Origin of the sequence: Micromonospora sp. NPDC023888 (assembly GCF_040639415.1) — a bacterium.
Classification (GTDB): domain Bacteria; phylum Actinomycetota; class Actinomycetes; order Mycobacteriales; family Micromonosporaceae; genus Micromonospora.
Genome location: NZ_JBEZZW010000010.1, coordinates 43,236 through 61,355, shown reverse-complemented (window position 1 = coordinate 61,355; position 18,120 = coordinate 43,236). Strand labels below are relative to the sequence as shown.

General features: G+C 72.4%; 13 protein-coding genes. 7 read left to right on the top strand and 6 right to left on the bottom strand.

Features of this window, described 5'->3' with window-relative positions:
• Nucleotides 1–6 precede the first annotated feature (6 nt).
• Entirely contained in the window at nt 7–2,571 is a 2,565-nt protein-coding gene (locus tag AB0F61_RS11640) for a LuxR C-terminal-related transcriptional regulator (RefSeq protein WP_357807285.1), read from the bottom strand.
• 5 nt (nt 2,572–2,576) lie between these two features.
• On the bottom strand, nt 2,577–3,833 hold the full coding sequence (locus AB0F61_RS11635; RefSeq protein WP_357807282.1) for an Hsp70 family protein: 1,257 nt from the start codon (nt 3,831–3,833) through the stop codon (nt 2,577–2,579).
• Between the two features lie 290 nt (nt 3,834–4,123).
• Between AB0F61_RS11635 and AB0F61_RS11630 the strand changes: the two genes are divergently transcribed.
• The 4 genes from AB0F61_RS11630 to AB0F61_RS11615 all read left to right on the top strand — a co-directional run bounded on the left by AB0F61_RS11630 (nt 4,124) and on the right by AB0F61_RS11615 (nt 12,599).
• Entirely contained in the window at nt 4,124–5,011 is an 888-nt protein-coding gene (locus AB0F61_RS11630; protein WP_357807279.1) for an IniB N-terminal domain-containing protein, read from the top strand.
• A gap of 115 nt (nt 5,012–5,126) precedes the next feature.
• On the top strand, nt 5,127–6,974 hold the full coding sequence (locus AB0F61_RS11625) for a dynamin family protein (protein ID WP_357807623.1): 1,848 nt from the start codon (nt 5,127–5,129) through the stop codon (nt 6,972–6,974).
• On the top strand, nt 6,971–8,431 hold the full coding sequence (locus tag AB0F61_RS11620; protein ID WP_357807276.1) for a hypothetical protein: 1,461 nt from the start codon (nt 6,971–6,973) through the stop codon (nt 8,429–8,431). Before AB0F61_RS11625 ends, AB0F61_RS11620 begins: the two co-directional genes overlap by 4 nt.
• Before the next feature lie 238 nt (nt 8,432–8,669).
• Complete coding sequence (locus tag AB0F61_RS11615; protein ID WP_357807274.1) at nt 8,670–12,599, top strand: ThuA domain-containing protein; 3,930 nt, start codon at nt 8,670–8,672, stop codon at nt 12,597–12,599.
• A gap of 55 nt (nt 12,600–12,654) precedes the next feature.
• Here AB0F61_RS11615 and AB0F61_RS11610 read toward each other — a convergent pair whose 3' ends face one another.
• The 4 genes from AB0F61_RS11610 to AB0F61_RS11595 all read right to left on the bottom strand — a co-directional run bounded on the left by AB0F61_RS11610 (nt 12,655) and on the right by AB0F61_RS11595 (nt 15,305).
• Nucleotides 12,655–13,068, bottom strand: coding sequence for a hypothetical protein (locus tag AB0F61_RS11610; protein ID WP_357807270.1), 414 nt, complete (start codon nt 13,066–13,068; stop codon nt 12,655–12,657).
• Nucleotides 13,069–13,107: 39 nt separating this feature from the next.
• Nucleotides 13,108–13,572, bottom strand: coding sequence for a septum formation initiator (locus AB0F61_RS11605; protein WP_357807267.1), 465 nt, complete (start codon nt 13,570–13,572; stop codon nt 13,108–13,110).
• Between the two features lie 177 nt (nt 13,573–13,749).
• Entirely contained in the window at nt 13,750–13,980 is a 231-nt protein-coding gene (locus AB0F61_RS11600) for a GntR family transcriptional regulator (protein WP_279518097.1), read from the bottom strand.
• Nucleotides 13,981–14,405: 425 nt separating this feature from the next.
• Nucleotides 14,406–15,305, bottom strand: a complete 900-nt coding sequence (locus AB0F61_RS11595) for a helix-turn-helix transcriptional regulator (protein WP_357807621.1) — start codon at nt 15,303–15,305, stop codon at nt 14,406–14,408.
• Nucleotides 15,306–15,409: 104 nt separating this feature from the next.
• Here AB0F61_RS11595 and AB0F61_RS11590 point away from each other — a divergent pair, with 104 nt between their 5' ends.
• Genes AB0F61_RS11590 through AB0F61_RS11580 form a run of 3 tightly spaced genes read left to right on the top strand, consistent with a single transcriptional unit; the run spans nt 15,410 to nt 18,115 of the window.
• Nucleotides 15,410–16,108 (top strand): SDR family NAD(P)-dependent oxidoreductase, encoded by a 699-nt coding sequence (locus AB0F61_RS11590; RefSeq protein WP_357807264.1) that lies wholly within the window; start codon nt 15,410–15,412, stop codon nt 16,106–16,108.
• 25 nt (nt 16,109–16,133) lie between these two features.
• A complete protein-coding gene (locus tag AB0F61_RS11585; protein WP_357807260.1) occupies nt 16,134–16,829 on the top strand; it encodes a response regulator transcription factor in 696 nt (231 codons plus the stop codon).
• Entirely contained in the window at nt 16,826–18,115 is a 1,290-nt protein-coding gene (locus AB0F61_RS11580; protein WP_357807257.1) for a HAMP domain-containing sensor histidine kinase, read from the top strand. Before AB0F61_RS11585 ends, AB0F61_RS11580 begins: the two co-directional genes overlap by 4 nt.
• Nucleotides 18,116–18,120: the final 5 nt, after the last annotated feature.

The window sequence follows — 18,120 nt, the reverse complement described above, 5'->3', positions numbered from 1 at the left end:
GGGCCCTCATCGGGTCGCCCGCTGCGGCCACGGCTGCCCGGCCGTGTCGCTGGCCCGGTCGGCGACGAGGGTGCGCAGCAGAGCCAGCAACTCGGTGCGGTTGGCGCAGTTCAGCCGGTTGCGCATCCGCGCCACGTGGTGTTCCACCGTCTTGGCCGAGATGAAGAGCCGGTCGCCGATCTCGCGGTAGGTCAACCCGGCCAGCACCAGCTCGGCAACCTCGTACTCGCGGTCGCTGAGCCCCTGCTGGGTGGGGCCGGCGGCCCGCGTGGCGCTCTCGGTGGTCGTCGGCGGCTGCTCGCCGTGGCCGCCGGGTGGTCGCCCCTGTAGTGCCCGCGCACATTCCAGCAGGGTGGTCATCGCCCGCCGGTCCGCGGTGCGGATGGCGGCCTGGCCGGCGAGGCGAGCACCGTCCCAGCGCAGTCCGGTGTCGTGCAACGCTCGGGCGGCGGCCTCCACGCGGGCCGGGTCGACGACACCCCGGAGCACCTCCACCCAGCACTCCGCGGCGGCGGCGACCACGGCGGCGTACCGGCTGTGGTCGGCTGCGGCCAGCAGGGCCGCGACGTGTTCGTCGGCGACGGCCGGCGCGCCGGTGAGGATCGCCGCGTGCAGGCCACTCCAGTGCAACGGAACACTCCACAGTGGTGGATTGCCGAGCCGACCGAGCAACGCGTGCGCCTCCCGCAGGTACGGTTCGAGCCGGGCCAGGTCACCGAGGCGCGCGCCCGCGATGGCCAGCTCACCCAGTGGCAGGAGCGTGAACAGGTCGACGGGGTGCCGGACCACCGCCTCCAGCGCCTGCCCCCAGCCACGCTTGAGCGCCCCGATGTCGCTGGTGCGGCGGCCGACGCCCATCCGGATCGCGGCGGCGAAGAGCAGGTCGCGGGACTCCAACTGCCGCCCGTCGAGCGTCACCGCGGCGAGGTGCTCGCTCGCGGCGCGCGTCTCGCCCCGGACCATCAGGATCCAGGCCTGCAACAGTCGGTGGCGGCGAGCCATCAGCGGACCACCGACGCCGGCGCCCAGGGCCCGGTGCAGCACCTGCTCGGCGATCTCCAGCTCACCGCAGTGCACCGCCGTCAGCGCGGCGAGCGCCGCCGGGCTGTCCGGGAGGAGGGCCGCCCGTCCGTCCGGCTCCAGCAGCGCGGCGGCCTGCACGAGCGCGGAGAGCGCGGCCGTCGGCGGGCCGCTCACGCTCTCGCGTACTCCGCCGGCCATCAGTCGGGCGGCGCTGGCGTGCAGGGTCGGTGGTTCGCCCAGCGGGTCACCCGCCGGTGGCTCGGCGGCGGCGTGCGGGTCCCCGGTGGCGAGCCCGCCGACGACGGCGAAGGCCAGCGCCGAGGCGGTGCCCGACCACCGGTACAGCTCCACGCTGCGGCCGACGTGGCCCCGGTGCGCCAGGGCGGTCGCCGCCACCACGGCCGCCTCGGAGCGGTCGGGCGGGGCGGCGGTGGCAAGCAGCCGGTCGGCCAACCGCAGGGCGTCGTCGAGGTTTCCGGCGAGCGCGGCGGCGAGCGCCTGCTGCGCGCTGGCCGGCTGCCCAGCCGCGGTGGCGGCGGCGAACAGTTCGGCGGCGAACGCCGGCTCGTCGGCCAGGGCCTCGCCCGCCGCGGCGGTCAGGGTCGAGGCCGGGCAGTCGCCGAGCGCGCCGACCGCGAGCAGGGAGCGGACCAGCGGCAGCACCGCGCCGCCCCGGGCGAGCTGTACCTCGGTGAGCCGCCGCCAGACCGCGGTGCGGTCGGTGGTGGGGCTGAGCGTCGTGACCGCCCGCCGGACGATCGGCGCGAGCCGGCCGTCGGCGCCGAGCAGCCCGGCCGCCCGCGTGGTGGCGATCAGTTCGTCCACCGCCGACGGGTCCACGCCGAGGAGCGTGGCGAGCATGTTCGCCGGCAGTGACCCGCCGGCCGCGACGGCGAGCAACAGCCGTCGGACGGCGGCGGGCTGCACGTCCAGGTCCGGGCCGAACTCGGCGACGACGGACCGGGGTGGGTTGACCAGCGTGCCGGTCCGGGTCTCCGCGCCGGCCAGGCCGCGGGCCAGCCGTTCCACGTCCCGGGGTACGCCGCAGGTCTGCGTGTGGACGAAGTCGACAAGGTCGTCGCCACGGCCCAGCTCCGGGGTGGCGGTGAGGTAGGTGGCGGTCTGCTCCCGGGTGAACGGCGTGAGGAGCACGGCCTGCCCGTCCCGCCGAAGGGTGTCGACAAGCTCGCTGAGCGCCGCCGACCGGGGCCACGGGCGGTGGGCGACCACCAGGCGGTGCCGGCGGGCGCCGACCAGGCGCAGGAGCACCTCGATCCGGGCGTCGTCGAGCAGGTGCGCGTCGTCGACAAGCACCAGCGTGTCGGGGTCGACCGGTTCGCCGGGCTCCGGGGCGGCCGTGCGCACGGTGATCCCGGCCCGCTGGTGCACCCGCGCCAGCTCGGCGAGGAGCGCGGTCTTGCCGTGACCGCCGGGGCCGGCGATGCCGACGGCCAGTGGGCCGCTCGGGTCCCGCGCGACAGTGTCCAGCAGGGCCTGTGGTCCCTTGTCGAGCGTCAGCCCTGGCGCGGCGATGTCGTTCATGATCATTGGGGTCATCCTTCGCGTCCCCGGCTGCGGGCCAGCGCCAGGCGGGACGGCTTCGGCAGGTCCAGTGGGAGGACCCGGACCGGGGGCCGCGGTGGCGGATCGCCCGGAACGGTGTCGTGGTGGGGGCGGCGCGGTGCCGGGATGGTGGCCCGCCCGGCGCTGCGCACCGCGTCGCCGACCGGTGCCGGCTGGCGGGGGCGCGGCGACACCACCTGGCAGGCGGCCAGCGCCGCGCCGACGGCGGCGGTCAGTTGCGAGTCCGGTTCGACCTCGACGGGCACCGGGAGGGCCGCGCTGATCAACTCGACGACGAGCGGAACGCGGGTCGAGCCGCCCGCCAGCAGGACCCCGTCGAGCTGCGCCGGCGTCAGGTCGGCGCTCTGCACGGCCCGCAGCAGCAGGTCGACGGTGGTCTGCACCATCGGGCGGATCATGTGCTCGAACTGCGCCCGGGTCACCGGTATCCGTGCCGGGCCGCTCGGCAGGGCCATCACCACGTCGGCCGTCAGGTCGACGGTCAGCGCCCGCTTGGCCCGGTCACACTCCGCGCGCAGCCCGCGCAGCGCGGCCTGGGTGCCGCGGCGGGCGGTGCTGGCCAGCTCCCGGGCCAGCACCGTACGGGCATGTCCGGCAAGCGCCTCGTCGAAGTCGGCGCCGCCGACCGAGTCCAGACCCTGCGGCGTGCCGAACGTCTCGTAGGTGCCGCGCGCGGTGCGACGCACGAGCGCGGCCTCGAAGCTGTTGCCACCCAGGGCGTAGACGGCGGCGGTGGTGCCCGCGAACCCACGGGCCGCGTGGCTCTCGGCCACCGTGACCGTGCGCGGCAGCAACGTCACGTGCCGCAGGCCGAAGTCGGACAGGGCCCGGTGCAGCACCTCCCGGCGGTACGGGCGCCACCCCGCCGGGTGGCTGAGCACGACCGCCTCGGCCGGGCCGCCCTCCAGGGCGTGCACCCGCTCCACCACCCACGCCGCGAGTTCCGCGGCAAGCGTCTGCGGTGTGCACGCTTCGCCGCCCAGCAGCAGGGGCACGTCGTCACCGATGCGGTGGACGAAGTCCCGGGTGGTGCGGCTGCCGTCGTCGGTCGTGGGCTCGCCGACGTGCAGCGAGCCGTCCTCGGCCAGGCACAGCACCGACGGTACGAGAGGGGAGTCGACGTGCAGCGGTACGGGCTCGGGACGCGTCCAGGTCGCGCCGGTGCGCCGTGCGACCGCGGCAGCGGTGTTGGTGCTCCCGATGTCTATCCCCAGGACGTACGGCATCGTCTCTTCTCCCCCCGTGAGTTGGCCGGCCGGTGGCGATGGTGTCGGTGCTGCCGACGACCCACCCCCGGCGAACCCCGCGGGCTCCTACGTTCGTACCAGAGATCAGCCCCTGGTCGGGACCCTAATCTCGCCGGGACGGTTTCCCCCTGTCCCCCTAACGTACGAGGTCGCGGAGCCCCTAGTTCAACCGGGCCGGATGCGGGCTGAGCCCCGATGCCCGGGGACGGGCCCCGGCAATAGCGTCACTGTCGACGTACGACGGCGCCACTTCCGAGGAGAACCGGCACATGGACTCGCAACAGACCCTCCACGACTTCGTGCTCGACCTGCTGACGAACCCCGACGCGCGGTCGGCATTCGACCTCGACCCCGAGGGCGCGCTGCGGGGCGCGGGGCTCACCGACATCACCGCGGCGGATGTGCAGGACGTCGTGCCGCTCGTCGTCGACTACGCGCCGGGGGCGGGTCTCGCGCCGTTGGCCTCGCCGGTCGGGCAGCTCGGCCTCGACCCGCTGCTCACCGACAGCACCGACGTGGTGGGTCAGTTGCAGAGCGTGGCGCAGCAGATCAGCGTCACGAGTTCGCCCACCGGCGTGGACGTCAAGGCCGGCGTGCTCGGTGCCATCGCGGTCGACCCGTCGACGGCGGCCGCCGGGGTGACCGTGTTGCCGGGGATCGGCCTGGGCGTCGGGCCGTCCGGCCTGGACACCGACTTTGCCGGCGTCTCCGACGTGGCGTACACCCTCGACGCGGACGTGGTGCAGCCGGTGGACGCGATCGCGGACCCGGTGCTCGGTGACGTCACCGGCACCGTCGGTGACCCGAGCGGCCTGCTCGGCGGCACCGACCCGAATCTGATCGGCGGCGACCTGACCGGTGGCGTCCTCTCCGGCGCCCACGGTCAGATCGGCGGGGTCGTCAGCTCGCTCGGTGTCGACGACACCCTCGGCGGGCTGGGCCTCGGGCACGGCGACGGTGTCGTCGGCGGCGTGGTCCCGCCGCTCGACGTGCCGTCGGCGGTGGGCGGCGTGACGCACCAGGTGGACAGCCTCCTCCCCGGTGTGCACGACACGGTCGGCGACGTGACCGGCGGGGTCACCGATGGTGTGCTCGGCGGCGACTCGCACGCCTCGTCCGATCACGGGCTGCTGGGCATCACCGGCGGCCTGCTCTGATCCGGTTCTCCGGTCGGAGCGGAGGGCCGGATCGTCTCGGACGATCCGGCCCTCTCCGGTTCCCCGTCGGCTACCTCTTGATAATTGAGCCGAAATCAGCACACTTGGTGCGGTGATGGCCGGGATCTGGTTGGACGTGCTCGACGACATCGCCCGTACGTGCAGTGCACACGGTCGCGGTGACCTGCTCCAGACGGTCCGGCAGAAGCGCGCCCAACTGCTGGATCCGACGCTGCGCGTCCTGGTCATCGGTGAGCCGAACCAGGGCAAGAGCCAGTTGATCAACGCGATCATCAACGCGCCGGCCTGCCCGGTCGGCGACGGCCGCACGACAGTCCTGCCAACGGTGGTGCAGCACGCCGAGGCCCCGTCGGTCGCGGTCGCCCAGGCTCCGCCGCCGGCCCGGGGCGGCGCGGCCGTCGCGGTGGCCGTGGAGCGCACCCCGGTGGCACTGAACCAGGTCGCGGAGAGCGTGGCCGGCCTGGTCGGACGCCGGCCCGGTGGCGGCCCGGCGTACGTCGAGGTCGGGGTGCCCCGCGCCCTGCTCGGCGCCGGGCTGGTGCTTGTGGACACCCCCGGCACCGACGAGGTTTCCGGCATCGGTGCCGCCGCCTCGGTCGCCGCGCCGGCCCGCGCGGACACCGTGCTGCTGGTCTCCGACTCCACCCGGGACCTGTCGGTCGCCGAGCTGAACATGCTGCTGCACGTGATGCGTGCACACCCCAACGTGGTGGTGGTGCAGAGCAAGACCGATCTGGTGGCGGACTGGCGCGCGGTGGCCGAGCGTAACCGGCAGCACCTGGCCGAGGCGGGCATCCCGGCCCCGCTGATCCCGGTCTCGGCGACGCTGCGACTGCGCGCCGCCGGGGCCGACGACCGGGACCTCAACGCCGAGTCCGGTTTTCCCGTGCTGATCGCCCGACTGCAACGGGACCTGGCCGGCAAGGCCGACCAGCTCGCCCGGGCCTCGGTGCAGACGGTGGCCCGGACGGTGGTGGAGCAGTTGGCAGCCCCGTTGCGCGCCGAGTTGGCGACCCAGGAGGCCGAGGAGCAGTCCGGGCCGATCTCCCGGCTGCACGCGGCGCAGCGTGAGGTCGACGAGCTGCGCCGGTGCTCGACCCGGTGGCAGAACACCCTCAGCGACGAGATCGGCGATCTGCTGTCCGACATCGAGTACGACCTGCGCGACCGGACCCGGGAGATCCTGCGTACGGTCGACGAGGCGTTCGACACGGCCGATCCGTTGGTCGCCTGGGACACGTTCCAGGACTGGCTGGAGCGGAGCCTGGTGGAGGCGGCGCAGGCCAACCACGAGTGGCTGATCCAGCGCTGCGACTGGATCGCCCGCCGGGTGGCCGCCAACTTCAACAGGTACGGCTACGACGTGCTGCCGCCCTGGTCGATGACCATGCCGGAGGACATCGGGCAGCGGGTGCCCGAGTTGCAGATGCCGACGATCGACAGGTTCACCACGGGGCAGAAGCTGTTCACCGGTATGAAGGGCTCGTACGGCGGCATGCTGATGTTCGGTCTGGCGACCACCCTGGCCGGCATGCCGATGATCAACCCGGTCTCGGTCGGCATCGGGGCCCTGTTCGGGGGCAAGAGCATCCGCGACGAGAGCAAGCAGTTGCTCCGTCGCCGTCAGGCGACGGTCAAGACGGCCATCCAGCGTCATGTCGACGACTTCTTCGTCCGGATGATCCGCGACTGCCGGGACACCGCCCGCCAGGTGCAGCGGATGCTGCGGGACCACTTCACCGGGCTGACCGAGGAGCTTCAGGAGGCCATCGTCCAGTCGTTTCGCAGCGCCAAGCAGGAGGCCGACACCGATGCTTCGCTGCGTGAGCAGCGGCAGCGCGAGATCCGGCTGAAGATGACCCGGTTGGCCGCGCTCTACGAGCAGGCTCAGCAGTTGACCGGCACCCGTTCCGCCCCGCTGCTGCTGGAGCCGCAGGCATGACCGTGGGCCTGCGCCTGGACGAGGCGGCCTGGGGGTTGTTGCACCAGGCCATCGACCTCTACCAGGGCCACCCGCGGGCCGTCGCGCAGCTACGCCGTCAGGTCGCCCGTTTGGAGCAGCCGCTGCGGATCGCGGTTGCCGGGCCCTGGCGTTCCGGCAAGTCGACGGTGCTCAACGCCCTGATGGGCGAGGAGGTCGCGCCGGTCGAGCGGGCGGACGGGGCGTTCACCTGGTACGAGGACGGCGCCGAGCCGCACGCGACCGCCTATCCGGTCGGTCAGCCTCCGCAGGAGTTGACTGTGGTCAAGTCCGCGACCGGCCTGCGGGTGGATCTCGGCTGGGGCGCGGGGGACGTGCACGACATCGTGGTGCGGTGGCCGACGCGGGCGTTGCGGCAGGTCACGCTGATCGACACCCCGCCGGTCACCGGCACCGTCGAGCAGGGCCGGGCGCCGGTGTTGGAGCGGGTGTTGCGGGACTCGGACGCGGTGTTGTATCTGACCCGTGACGCTCGCGACAGTGATCTGCGGGCGTTGGAGTCGGGACGGGACGGCGTGGTCGGGCAGGCCGCCCCGGTCAACGTGATCATGGTGTTGTCCCGGGCGGACGAGATCGGTGGAGGCCGGATCGACGGCCTGCTCACCGCCCGCCAGCTCGCTCGTCGGCACTACCGCGACCCCCGGGTGAACGCGCTCAGCGTGAACGTGGTGGCGTGCAGTGGGATGATCGGCCTGGCGGGCCGGATGCTCGGTGAGTCGGACTTCGCCGCGCTCGCCACCGTCGCCCGGGTGCCCCGGGCCGAGCTGGACCCCCACCTGATCTCCGCCGACCGTTTCCTCCACGGCGAGCTGCCGGTGCGGCTGGAGACCGAGGTGCGTGCCGCGCTGCTGGATCGGTTCGGGCTGTTCGGCGTCCGGTTGGCGACCACACTGGTGCGCAGTGGTTTCGACAGCCGGGTGAAACTCTCGGCGGAACTCATTCGGCGCAGCGGTCTCACCGAGCTGCGTGAGTCGGTGACACGCTGTTTCATCGACCGCGGCGACACCCTCAAGGCCCGGTCGGCGCTGGCCGCGGTCGAGACGCTGCTGCGGTCCGAGCCCATCCCGGGTTCCGCGGAGCTGGCCGGCGCGGTCGAGCGGATCCTCGCCGGTGCGCACGAGTTCCGCGAGCTACGCCTGCTTGTCGCGCTGCGCAACGCCCGGCTCGGCTTCGACGCGGAGTTGGCCGCCGAGGCGCAGCGGCTCGTCGGGGGTGACGGGGTGGGCCTCGCGGCCCGGCTGGGTGTCGAGCACGAGGCGACAGTGCAGCGGCTCTGGGAGGTTGCCACCGACGCGCAGTGGCGGTGGCGGGACCGGGCCGAGGACCCGCTGCTTCCGCTGGCGCAGCGGCGCGGAGCCCAGGTCGTCGTCCGTAGCTGCGAGGGGATGATCGCCGAGCTGGTGGCGGGCGGTCGCTGAGAGCCCGACGGCAGGTCCCGGACCGGTGACGGGGGTGACCGGCGTGGATCGCCGCCTCGAAAACCGTTATTCGATCTTGCTCGGCGCGGTCGTGCCTGACCTGCGGAGATAACGCTCTCACGGATGGCGGAAGAGGCTTGACGCGCCCGTGATCCGACCGCAACGATGCATTCACATACCTCGCTCCACCGCCAGGCGTGATCGGCGCACGCCGTCCTCGCACCACGAAAGGACAACCGTGCGCAGATCCCTGAGATCGTGGCTCGGCGTCACGCTGAGCGCGATCCTCGTGGCCGGAGGCATCGTCGCCGTGCCACCCACGGCCAGCGCCGCACCGTTCACCGTGCTGGTCTTCAGCAAGACCGCCGGATTCCGGCACGGCTCCATCACCCCGGGCATCGCCGCCATCCAGCAACTCGGCGCCGCCAACGGGTTCACAGTCGAAGCCACCGAGGACGCCGCCCAGTTCACCGACGCCAACCTGGACCGGTTCGCCGCGGTGATCTGGCTGTCCACCACCGGCGACGTGCTCAACGCCGCCCAGCAGGCCGCGTTCGAGCGCTACATCACCGCCGGCGGCGGGTACGTGGGCGTGCACGCCGCCTCCGACACCGAGTACGACTGGCCCTGGTACGGCGGACTGGTCGGGGCGTACTTCGCCTCGCACCCGGCCGAGCAGAACGTCACAGTCAAGGTCGCCGACCAGGTGCACCCGTCCACCGCGACCCTGCCGCAGCGCTGGAGCCGGTTCGACGAGCTGTACAACTACCGCACCAACCCCCGGGGCGCCGCGCACGTGCTGGCCACCCTGGACGAGAGCACCTACACCGGCGGAAGCATGGGGGCCGACCACCCGATCTCCTGGTGCCAGAACTACTCCGGCGGTCGCGCCTGGTACACGGGCCTGGGCCACACCGACGCGTCGTACACCGAGGCGAACTTCCGCCAGCACCTGCTCGGCGGCATCCAGACCGCGGCCGGCGCGGTCGACGCCGACTGCGGCCCCACCGTCACCAGCAGCTTCCAACAGGTGGAGCTGGCCAAGGGCGCGGCCGAGACCGGTGAACCGATGAGCCTCACCGTCCTGCCGGACCGAGGCGTGCTGCACACCTCCCGCAACGGCGTGATCCGGCACACCGACGCCGCCGGCAACACCAAGGTCGCCGCCACCCTGCCGGTCTACACCGGCGACGAGGAGGGCCTCCAGGGCATCAAGGCCGACCCGAACTTCGCCACCAACCGCTGGGTGTACGCGTACTACGCCCCGCCACTGAACACCCCCGGTGGCGGCGCCCCGGCCACCGGCACCCCTGCCGACTTCGCCGTCTGGGACGGCGTCAACCGGCTGGCCCGGTTCACCGTGAACGCCGACAACACCATAAACCTGGCCAGCGAGACGCTGATCCTGAACGTGCCGACCAGTCGCGGCATGTGCTGCCACGTCGGCGGCGACATGGACTTCGACGCGGCCGGCAACCTCTACCTGTCCACAGGTGACGACACCAACCCGTTCGACTCGGCCGGGTTCACCCCGATCGACGAGCGGGCCGGGCGCAACCCGGCCTCCGACGCCCAGCGCACCTCGGCGAACAGCAACGACCTGCGCGGCAAGGTGCTCCGGATCAAGCCGAGCGCGGCCGGCGGCTACACCATCCCGGCCGGCAACATGTTCGCCCCGGGCACCGCGCGGACCCGTCCCGAGGTCTACGCGATGGGCTTCCGCAACCCGTTCCGGATGAGCGTGGACAAGGCCACCGGCGTCGTCTACCTCGGCGACTACGGTCCCGACGCGGGCACCGCCGACCCGAACCGGGGGCCGGCGGGCAACGTGGAGTTCGCCCGCATCGACCGGCCCGGCTTCTACGGCTGGCCGTACTGCACCGCCCGCAACGACGCCTACAACGACTACACCTTCCCGTCCGGTCCGTCCGGGCCGAAGTTCGACTGCGCCGGCGGGCCGGTGAACAACTCACCGAACAACACGGGCATCACCCAGTTGCCGCCGGCCATCCCGGCGTGGCTGCCGTACGGCGGCTCCGGCTCGCCGCCGGAGTTCACCGGCGGCGGCCTGTCACCGATGGGCGGTCCGGTCTACCGGTACGACCCGAACAACACCTCGCCGGTGGCGTTCCCGCAGTACTACGACGGGACCTACTTCGCCGGTGAGTTCGGCCGTCGCTGGATCAAGAACATCAAGCTCGACCCGGCCGGCCAACCATTGAAGATCAACCCGTTCCCGTGGACCGGCACGCAGGTCATGGACATGGAGTTCGGGCCGGACGGCGCGCTCTACGTGCTCGACTACGGCACCGGCTGGTTCAACGGCGACGCCAACTCGGCGCTCTACCGCATCGAGTACGCCCGCGAGGGCAGAGCGCCGGTGGCGAAGGTGTCGGCCACCCCCACCAGCGGCACCGCACCACTGACCGTGGCCTTCTCCTCGGCCGGCACCCTCGACCCGGACGGTGACCCGTTCACCTACGCCTGGGACTTCGACAACAACGGCAGCACCGACTCGACCGCGGCGAACCCGAGCTTCACCTACACCACGAACGGGACCCGCAGCCCGACACTGACGGTGCGGGACACCACCGGCAAGACGTCCACCGCGAGCGTGGTCGTCACGGTCGGCAACAGCGCGCCGGTGGTCACCGTGAACACCCCGTTGAACGGGCAGACGTTCGCCTTCGGGGACGCCGTGCCGTTCAGCGTCACGGTCACCGACGCCCAGGACGGTGCGATCAACTGCGCCCGGGTGAAGGTGAACTACGTCCTCGGCCACGACTCGCACGGCCACCAGCTCGGCAGCGCGCAGGGCTGCACCGGGGTCATCCAGACCACCGCCGACGGCGAGCACGACACGGCGGCGAACATCTTCGGCATCATCGACGCCGAGTACACCGACCTGGGCGGGGGCGGCCAACCGGCGCTCACCACGCACACCCAGGCGGTGCTGCAACCGCGGGTCCGTCAGGCCGAGCACTTCGGTGACTCGTCAGGCGTCCAGGTCGTCTCCGGGGCGGCCGGACACGGCGGCGCGGCGGTCGGCTACATCGACAACAACGACTGGATCTCGTTCCGGCCGTACAACCTGACCGGCGTCCAGTCGTTCAGCGCCCGGGTCGGCGCCCCGGCCGGCGGGGGCGGCACGCTTGAGCTGCGGGTCGACTCGCCCACCGGGCCCCTGGTCGGCTCGGCCACCGTTTCGCCCACCGGTGGGTACGCCAATTTCGCCACTGTCACCGGCGGGGTCACCGCCCCGACCGGCACCCGAACCCTGTTCCTGGTCTTCAAGGGCGCCGGCCCGTGGTTCGACATCGACGAGTTCACCCTCTCCGCCAGCCCCGGTGGACCCGGCCCCGACCCGGATCCCGAACCGGGCGCCAACCTGGCGCGGGGCAAGCCGGCCCGCGCGTCAAGTTTCGAAGGGGCCTACACCCCGGCCAACGCGTTCGACGGCGCGACCGGCACCCGCTGGGGCAGCTCCTTCAGCGACCCGCAGTGGATCGATGTGGACCTCGGTGCCTCGTACGCCATCAACCGGGTCAAGCTGACCTGGGAGGCGGCGTTCGGCAGCGGGTACCAGATCCAGACCTCGCCGGACGGGGTCACCTTCACCACGATCCGCACGGTGACCGGCGGCGACGGCGGCGTGGACGACCTGACCGGGCTCACCGGCTCCGGCCGGTACATTCGGCTGCTCGGCACCACCCGGGGCACCGCCTGGGGTTACTCGCTGTTCGAGTTCGAGGTGTACGGCGGCACCGGCGGCTCGACCGGCGGCAACCTGCTGTTGAACAAACCCACGTCGACGTCGAGCAACGAGGGCGCCGACGTGTCGGGCGCCCAGGCGGTCGACGGCAACCTCACCACCCGCTGGTCGAGCACGTTCTCCGATCCGCAGTGGGTCCGCGTCGACCTCGGCAGCCCCACCGCGATCGGCCGGGTCAAGCTGAGCTGGGAGGCGGCGTACAGCAGCGCGTACCAGATCCAGACCTCGAACGACGGCACCACCTGGACCACCGCGAAGACGGTGACCGGGGCCGACGGCGGTGTGGACGAGCACACCGGGCTCGGCGCCAACGGCCGTTACCTGCGGATCTACGGCACCGCCCGGGGCACCGGATACGGCCATTCGCTCTGGGAGGTGGAGGCGTACACGAGCTGAACCACCACCGCCGACGTGGCCGGCACGGGCACCCCGTGCCGGCCACGTCCGGCACTTAGCTGCTGGGGGTCGGCGCGGGCGTCCGGGTGAACGGCCACGGGTACTCCCCGAACAGGTTGGTGCACGCCGTGAGCAGACCCTGCCGGGCGGTGGACACGCGTTGGGTGGCGGGCCCCTTGTCGACGGTGGGGTCGTTCAGCACCCAGAGTTCAGCGACTTCCTTGGCGGTCGACCCCAGCCGCTGACCGGCCTCCCGGACACCGGGATCGGTCGATTCGATGGCGCGCACCGCGGTGCCCGCGTCCCCGAAGGGCGGAGCGCTCGATTCGATGTCGAGGACGACCCGGGTGCACGCGTTGGCGGCGGACTTGTCCGAGGGCGTGGTGGAGCTGGGAGTGGGGGAGGGCGCTTCGGCCGAGGAGCAGCCGGTCACCAGCAGCAGGGAGGCGACAACGAGGGTGCGGATCACGGCCGAGAGCTTAACGGCCTTCAGATTCGCGCGGTGCGGCTAGTCGTCGGCCACGGCCACCGGCTCCGAGCCGATGCAGCGCACCTTCAGCTCGTACTCGCCTGTCGACCCCGCGAACGTGACCTCGACGTCGTCGTCCGGGCCCCGGTCCACGTCGCGGACCCGGTAGCCCTGCGCGGGCGCCCAGGAGACGAGGCGTACGCCGCCGGTCCCGCACTCGGCCACGGCCGTGCCGCCGTCGGTGGCGAACACGCGACGGACCCCGGGGCTGGCGCTCGGTGCGGTGCCCGTCGTGCCCGGAGCGGCCGAGCCGAGGCCCGTGGTGCCGGTGGGCACCGGCTCCGGTGCGGCGAGCGCCCGTTCGATCTCCGTCTCGCTGCGCACCCCACCCGGGGTGCCGGTGATGCTCTCCCCGACAAGCTGGATCGCGCCCAACCCGATCAGGGTGGCCACGGCGACCGTGGTCACCCACCCGGCGGCGACGAGAATCGAACGGCGGCCCATGCGCTGACTATCCCCGATCCGGGGTGATTGCCGGCACATGCGGACCCTAAAGAACGGTTAGGTCTTGTACAGATCCGGCCTCCGCCGGATGGCCCATCATCCGGGTTGGACGCCCTGCGGGCTCTCGCCGGACCTCCGAACGTGCAGCCGCAATGCGGGGGAGGGGTATCCGCCTGTCTATCGCTCCGCGACGAACGTGCCCCGACCGGTGAACGTCACGACCAGTCCGCGCTCGCGCAGCAGACGCACCGCCGCCCGGACCGTTCCGCGAGCCACGCCGTACTCCTGCTGCAACGTCGACTCGCTCGGGAGCGGCTGGCGCGGCTTCAACTTCCCGCTCTCGATCTGCTTGGCGAGAGCATCCGCGAGCTGGACATAGAACGGCACCGGGGACATCTCGTCGACCATGATCGGCAGCCTATGGACGGCTCATACGGGCTGAGCGTCGGGTACGGGCTACTCGTCCTAAACAGGTTAAGCAGGCTGTACTAGATGTACAGGCTGGTCTACGGTCGGTTGCGAAGGGCGATGGACTGTGGGAGGTCAGGTGCGAAGAGCCCGGTTTGACGATTACCTGCTGTCAGTGGCGATGACCCTCGCGCGCCGGCGAGTACGCCGACGCTCCATTCACGCTCGCGGTCTATATGGGCGTACTCCTGCTGTCCGCTGAGCGGGACATCAGCTGGACTCCACCGGGCGCGCTCCGCCTGCGCTTTCTCGGGTGGGTGCCATGACCACGCTCAACATCGGGGACCTGCTGCTGATCGGGCCGTCGTGCTCGCCGCAGTTCACCGGGAACCGCGCGCTGCGCCTCCGGCTGGTGTAAGGGACGGTTAACGCCTGCTGTGGTGCCGGGCTGTGTCGCCGGGATCGCCGGGCTTCGGCGGGTCGGGAACTCCGGCCACCGTGGCCAGGCGGATGCTGGTCTCGTCGCTGGTGCCCGGAGCTGCGGTGAGAATCACGATCTTCAGCTCGGCGTCGCCGTCGGTCAGAACGTCGCAGTCGACCGTGACGGCGCCGACCGACGGATGCTCGATGATCTTGCGGTCCTCGCGGTGTGCGGCGACCGTCCCGGCCGCCCACAGCTCGGCGAACCGCTCGTTGCCCTCGGTGAGTTCGCGGATGAGCCTCGCCAGACGGCGATCACGGGGAAACCGGCCGGTGGCGCGCCGGAGGTCGGACACGACTGCGGCGCTCGTGGCGTCGGCGTCCAGTGAGACCACCGGCCAGCGCGACATCCCCGGCCCGTCGGAGTCCACCGGGAAGGTGTCGCGGGCGAAGTTGCGACGAACCGGCGGGGACATCGACGGATCCCCCAGCAGTGCGGCCCAACTCCGGTTCCACCAGATCGCCTGCCAGTCCGCGGCGAACACGGCGACGGCCGCGTCACCGAGACGACCCACCACCCGTTGCACGCCCGGTGGGATGTGATCGGTGATCTGGTCGTCCGCCGGGGGAGCCAGGTGAGCCAGCCGGAACAGGTGGTCGCGCTCCGCGGAGGTCAGTTGGAGGGCGCGAGCGAGCGCGGCGGTGACCTGTGCCGAGGGTGTGGTCGCCCGACCCTGCTCCAGGCGCACGATGTAGTCCACCGACACCCCGGCAAGCTCGGCCAACTCCTCGCGTCGCAGCCCGGCGGCTCGGCGTCCATGGCCGGCGGGCAGCCCGGTGGAGGCCGGCGACAGGCGGTCGCGCCAGGCACGGATCGTCGCCCCCAGTCCCGCGGCCTGCGTCATCACGCCTCGATTGTTTCCCACCCCACCACGAAGAGGGTGGTATTGCTTGTCCTACCGTCGCGACGTCCCTGGCACCTACCCGCGCGGCGGCAAACGATGGGTGCATGACGATCACCTTCATCACCGGGGCCAACAAGGGGCTCGGTCGCGAGACCGCCCGCCGCCTCATCGAGCTGGGCCACACCGTTCTCGTCGGCGCTCGCGACCCCGAGCTGGGCGCTGCTGCGGCAGACACCCTCGGAGCCCGTTTCGTGCAGATCGATGTCACCGACGACGACTCGGCCGCGGCCGCGGCCGCCGAGGTCGAGAAGCACGAGGGCCGCATCGACGTGCTGATCAACAACGCGGGCATCCACGGCCCGTTCGGTGACCCGAGCGAACTGACCAGCGGCGACCTGCTGGCCGTCCTCGATGTCAATCTCCTCGGCGTGGTGCGGACGACAACCGCGTTCCTGCCGCTCCTGCGCCGCTCACCCGACCCGGTGATCATCAACGTGAGCAGTGCGATGGGCTCACTCGCCGCCACCCATGACCGGTCGCGAGCCGAATCGGGACTCATCGCCCCCGTCTACACGTCCTCCAAGGCGGCGCTCACCATGCTGACCACCCAGTACGCCAAGGCGTTGACGGACATCCGGATCAACGCCGCCGACCCCGGATACACCGCCACTGACCTCAACGGAAACAGCGGTCCGCAGACCGTCACCGAGGGCACCGACGCCATCGTCGCGCTCGCGACGGAAGGCCCGGGACACGGCTCGGGTCGCTTCGTCGACCGCCACGGCGAGATCGCGTGGTCCTAGGCGGTGAGCCGCTAGCCTGCGAGGTGTGCCGCGTCTACTGCTCATCGAGGACGACCTGACGATCCGTACGCCGCTGATCCGGGCGTTGCGGGAACGCGGGCACGCGGTGGCCGCCGCCTCGACCGCGATGGCCGGCCTGCGCGACGCCCTGGAGGACCGGCCCGATCTCGTCGTGCTCGACCTGGGCCTTCCCGACCTGGACGGCCGTGAGCTGCTGCGGATGCTGCGCGCGGTCAGCTCCGTGCCGGTCATCGTGGCCACCGCCCGCGACGACGAGGCCGAGATCGTCCGGGTGCTCGACGCGGGCGCCGACGACTACGTGGTCAAGCCGTTCACCGCCGCGCAGCTCGACGCCCGTGTCCGGGCGGTGTTGCGGCGGGGCCCGGCCGGCGCGGACGGGCAGGACCCGTCGCTCGTCGTGGGCGGGCTGCGCGTCGACCCCCGGTCCCGACAGGTCACCCTGGACGGGACCTCTGTGGAGTTGACGCCGCGCGAGTTCGACCTGCTGCACCACCTGGCCGGCCGGCCAGGCCAGGTGGTGACCAAACGTGAACTGCTCACCGAGGTCTGGCAGATCCCGTACGGCGGCGCGGACAAGACCGTCGACGTGCACCTGTCCTGGCTGCGCCGCAAGCTGGGGGAGAATGCCCAGCAGCCGCGCTACCTGCACACCGTGCGCGGGGTCGGGGTGCGTCTGGAGGCGCCGGCGGCGCAGCCGTGAGGGCCCGGCTCGCGCTGCTTGTCGCAGCGGTGAGCGTGCTCACCCTCATCGCGTTCCTGGTGCCGTTGGCACTGCTGGTGCGCACCGTCGCGGAGGACCGGGCCACCGTCGCGGCCACCGCCGACGCGCAGAGTCTGGTGCCGGTGGTCGGCACCGCCGACGCGGCGACGATCCGGCTCACCGTCGAGCAACTCGCCGCGGAGTCCGGGCGACCGGTGAGCGTCTTTCTGCCCGACGGGTCGGTGCTCGGCGCGCAGACCCCCCGTACGCCGGCGGTGGCCCTGGCCGCGCGCGGGCAGAGCCTCACCGGGGAGTCGGCGGCCGGCCGGGAGGTGGTCATCGCCGTGCAGGGTCGGGCGGACGGGACCGGGGTGATCCGGATCGTGGTGCCACGGCACGAGCTGACCGCCGGGGTCACCCGGGCCTGGTTGGTGCTGGCCCTGCTCGGTGTGCTGCTGGTGCTGATCGGTCTGTTGGTCGCCGACCGGCTGGCCCGTGACCTGGTCCGGCCGATCAGCGACCTCTCCGCCGTGTCACACCGGTTGGCCAACGCCGAGCTGGACGCGCGGGTCACCCCGGCCGGCCCGGCCGAGCTGCGCGAGGTGGCCGGGGCGCTCAACCACCTCGCCACCCGGATCCAGGTGCTCCTGGTGCAGGAACGCGAGCAGGTCGCCGACCTGTCGCACCGGTTGCGTACTCCGTTGACGGCGTTGCGGCTGGAGGCGGAGTCGTTGCGGGACCGGGACGACGCCGCCCGGATCACCGCGGCGGCCGACGGTCTCGAACGCGCGGTGACCGGGCTGATCCGCCAGGCCCGGTGGCGGCACTCGCCGGCGGCGCAGCCGGCCGCCTCGGACGCGGCGGCGATCGTCGCCGACCGGGTCGCGTTCTGGTCGGTGCTGGCCGAGGACACCGGCCGGGCCGTCACCCTCGACCTGGTTCCCGGCCCGTTGCCGGTCGGTGTGGCGGCCGACGACCTGGCGGCGGCCGTGGACGCCCTGCTCGGAAATGTCTTCGCGCACACGCCCGACGGAACGCCGTTCGCCGTCCGGCTCGCGCGAGACGGCGGGCAGGTGGTCCTCACCGTCGTTGACGAGGGGCCGGGCATGCCGCTGGGCGCGGTCCGGCGGGGCGCCAGCGCGGCCGGGTCGACAGGCCTCGGCCTGGACATCGCCCGGCGCGCCGCGCAGGCCGGCGGCGGTTGCCTGGAGGTGCGCGCCGGCCCGAGGGGCGGGGCGCAGGTGCTGCTGCGGCTCGGTCCGCCAAGCTCGCGGGGGCAGGCATAGGCGCT

What these genes read in the sequence shown, in the direction of transcription:
- AB0F61_RS11640 (WP_357807285.1), bottom strand. Translation starts at nt 2,571, where the DNA reads ATGATCATGAACGACATCGCCGCGCCAGGGCTGACGCTCGACAAGGGA.
- AB0F61_RS11635 (WP_357807282.1), bottom strand. Translation starts at nt 3,833, where the DNA reads ATGCCGTACGTCCTGGGGATAGACATCGGGAGCACCAACACCGCTGCC.
- AB0F61_RS11630 (WP_357807279.1), top strand. Translation starts at nt 4,124, where the DNA reads ATGGACTCGCAACAGACCCTCCACGACTTCGTGCTCGACCTGCTGACG.
- AB0F61_RS11625 (WP_357807623.1), top strand. Translation starts at nt 5,127, where the DNA reads ATGGCCGGGATCTGGTTGGACGTGCTCGACGACATCGCCCGTACGTGC.
- AB0F61_RS11620 (WP_357807276.1), top strand. Translation starts at nt 6,971, where the DNA reads ATGACCGTGGGCCTGCGCCTGGACGAGGCGGCCTGGGGGTTGTTGCAC.
- AB0F61_RS11605 (WP_357807267.1), bottom strand. Translation starts at nt 13,572, where the DNA reads ATGGGCCGCCGTTCGATTCTCGTCGCCGCCGGGTGGGTGACCACGGTC.
- AB0F61_RS11600 (WP_279518097.1), bottom strand. Translation starts at nt 13,980, where the DNA reads ATGGTCGACGAGATGTCCCCGGTGCCGTTCTATGTCCAGCTCGCGGAT.
- AB0F61_RS11595 (WP_357807621.1), bottom strand. Translation starts at nt 15,305, where the DNA reads ATGACGCAGGCCGCGGGACTGGGGGCGACGATCCGTGCCTGGCGCGAC.
- AB0F61_RS11590 (WP_357807264.1), top strand. Translation starts at nt 15,410, where the DNA reads ATGACGATCACCTTCATCACCGGGGCCAACAAGGGGCTCGGTCGCGAG.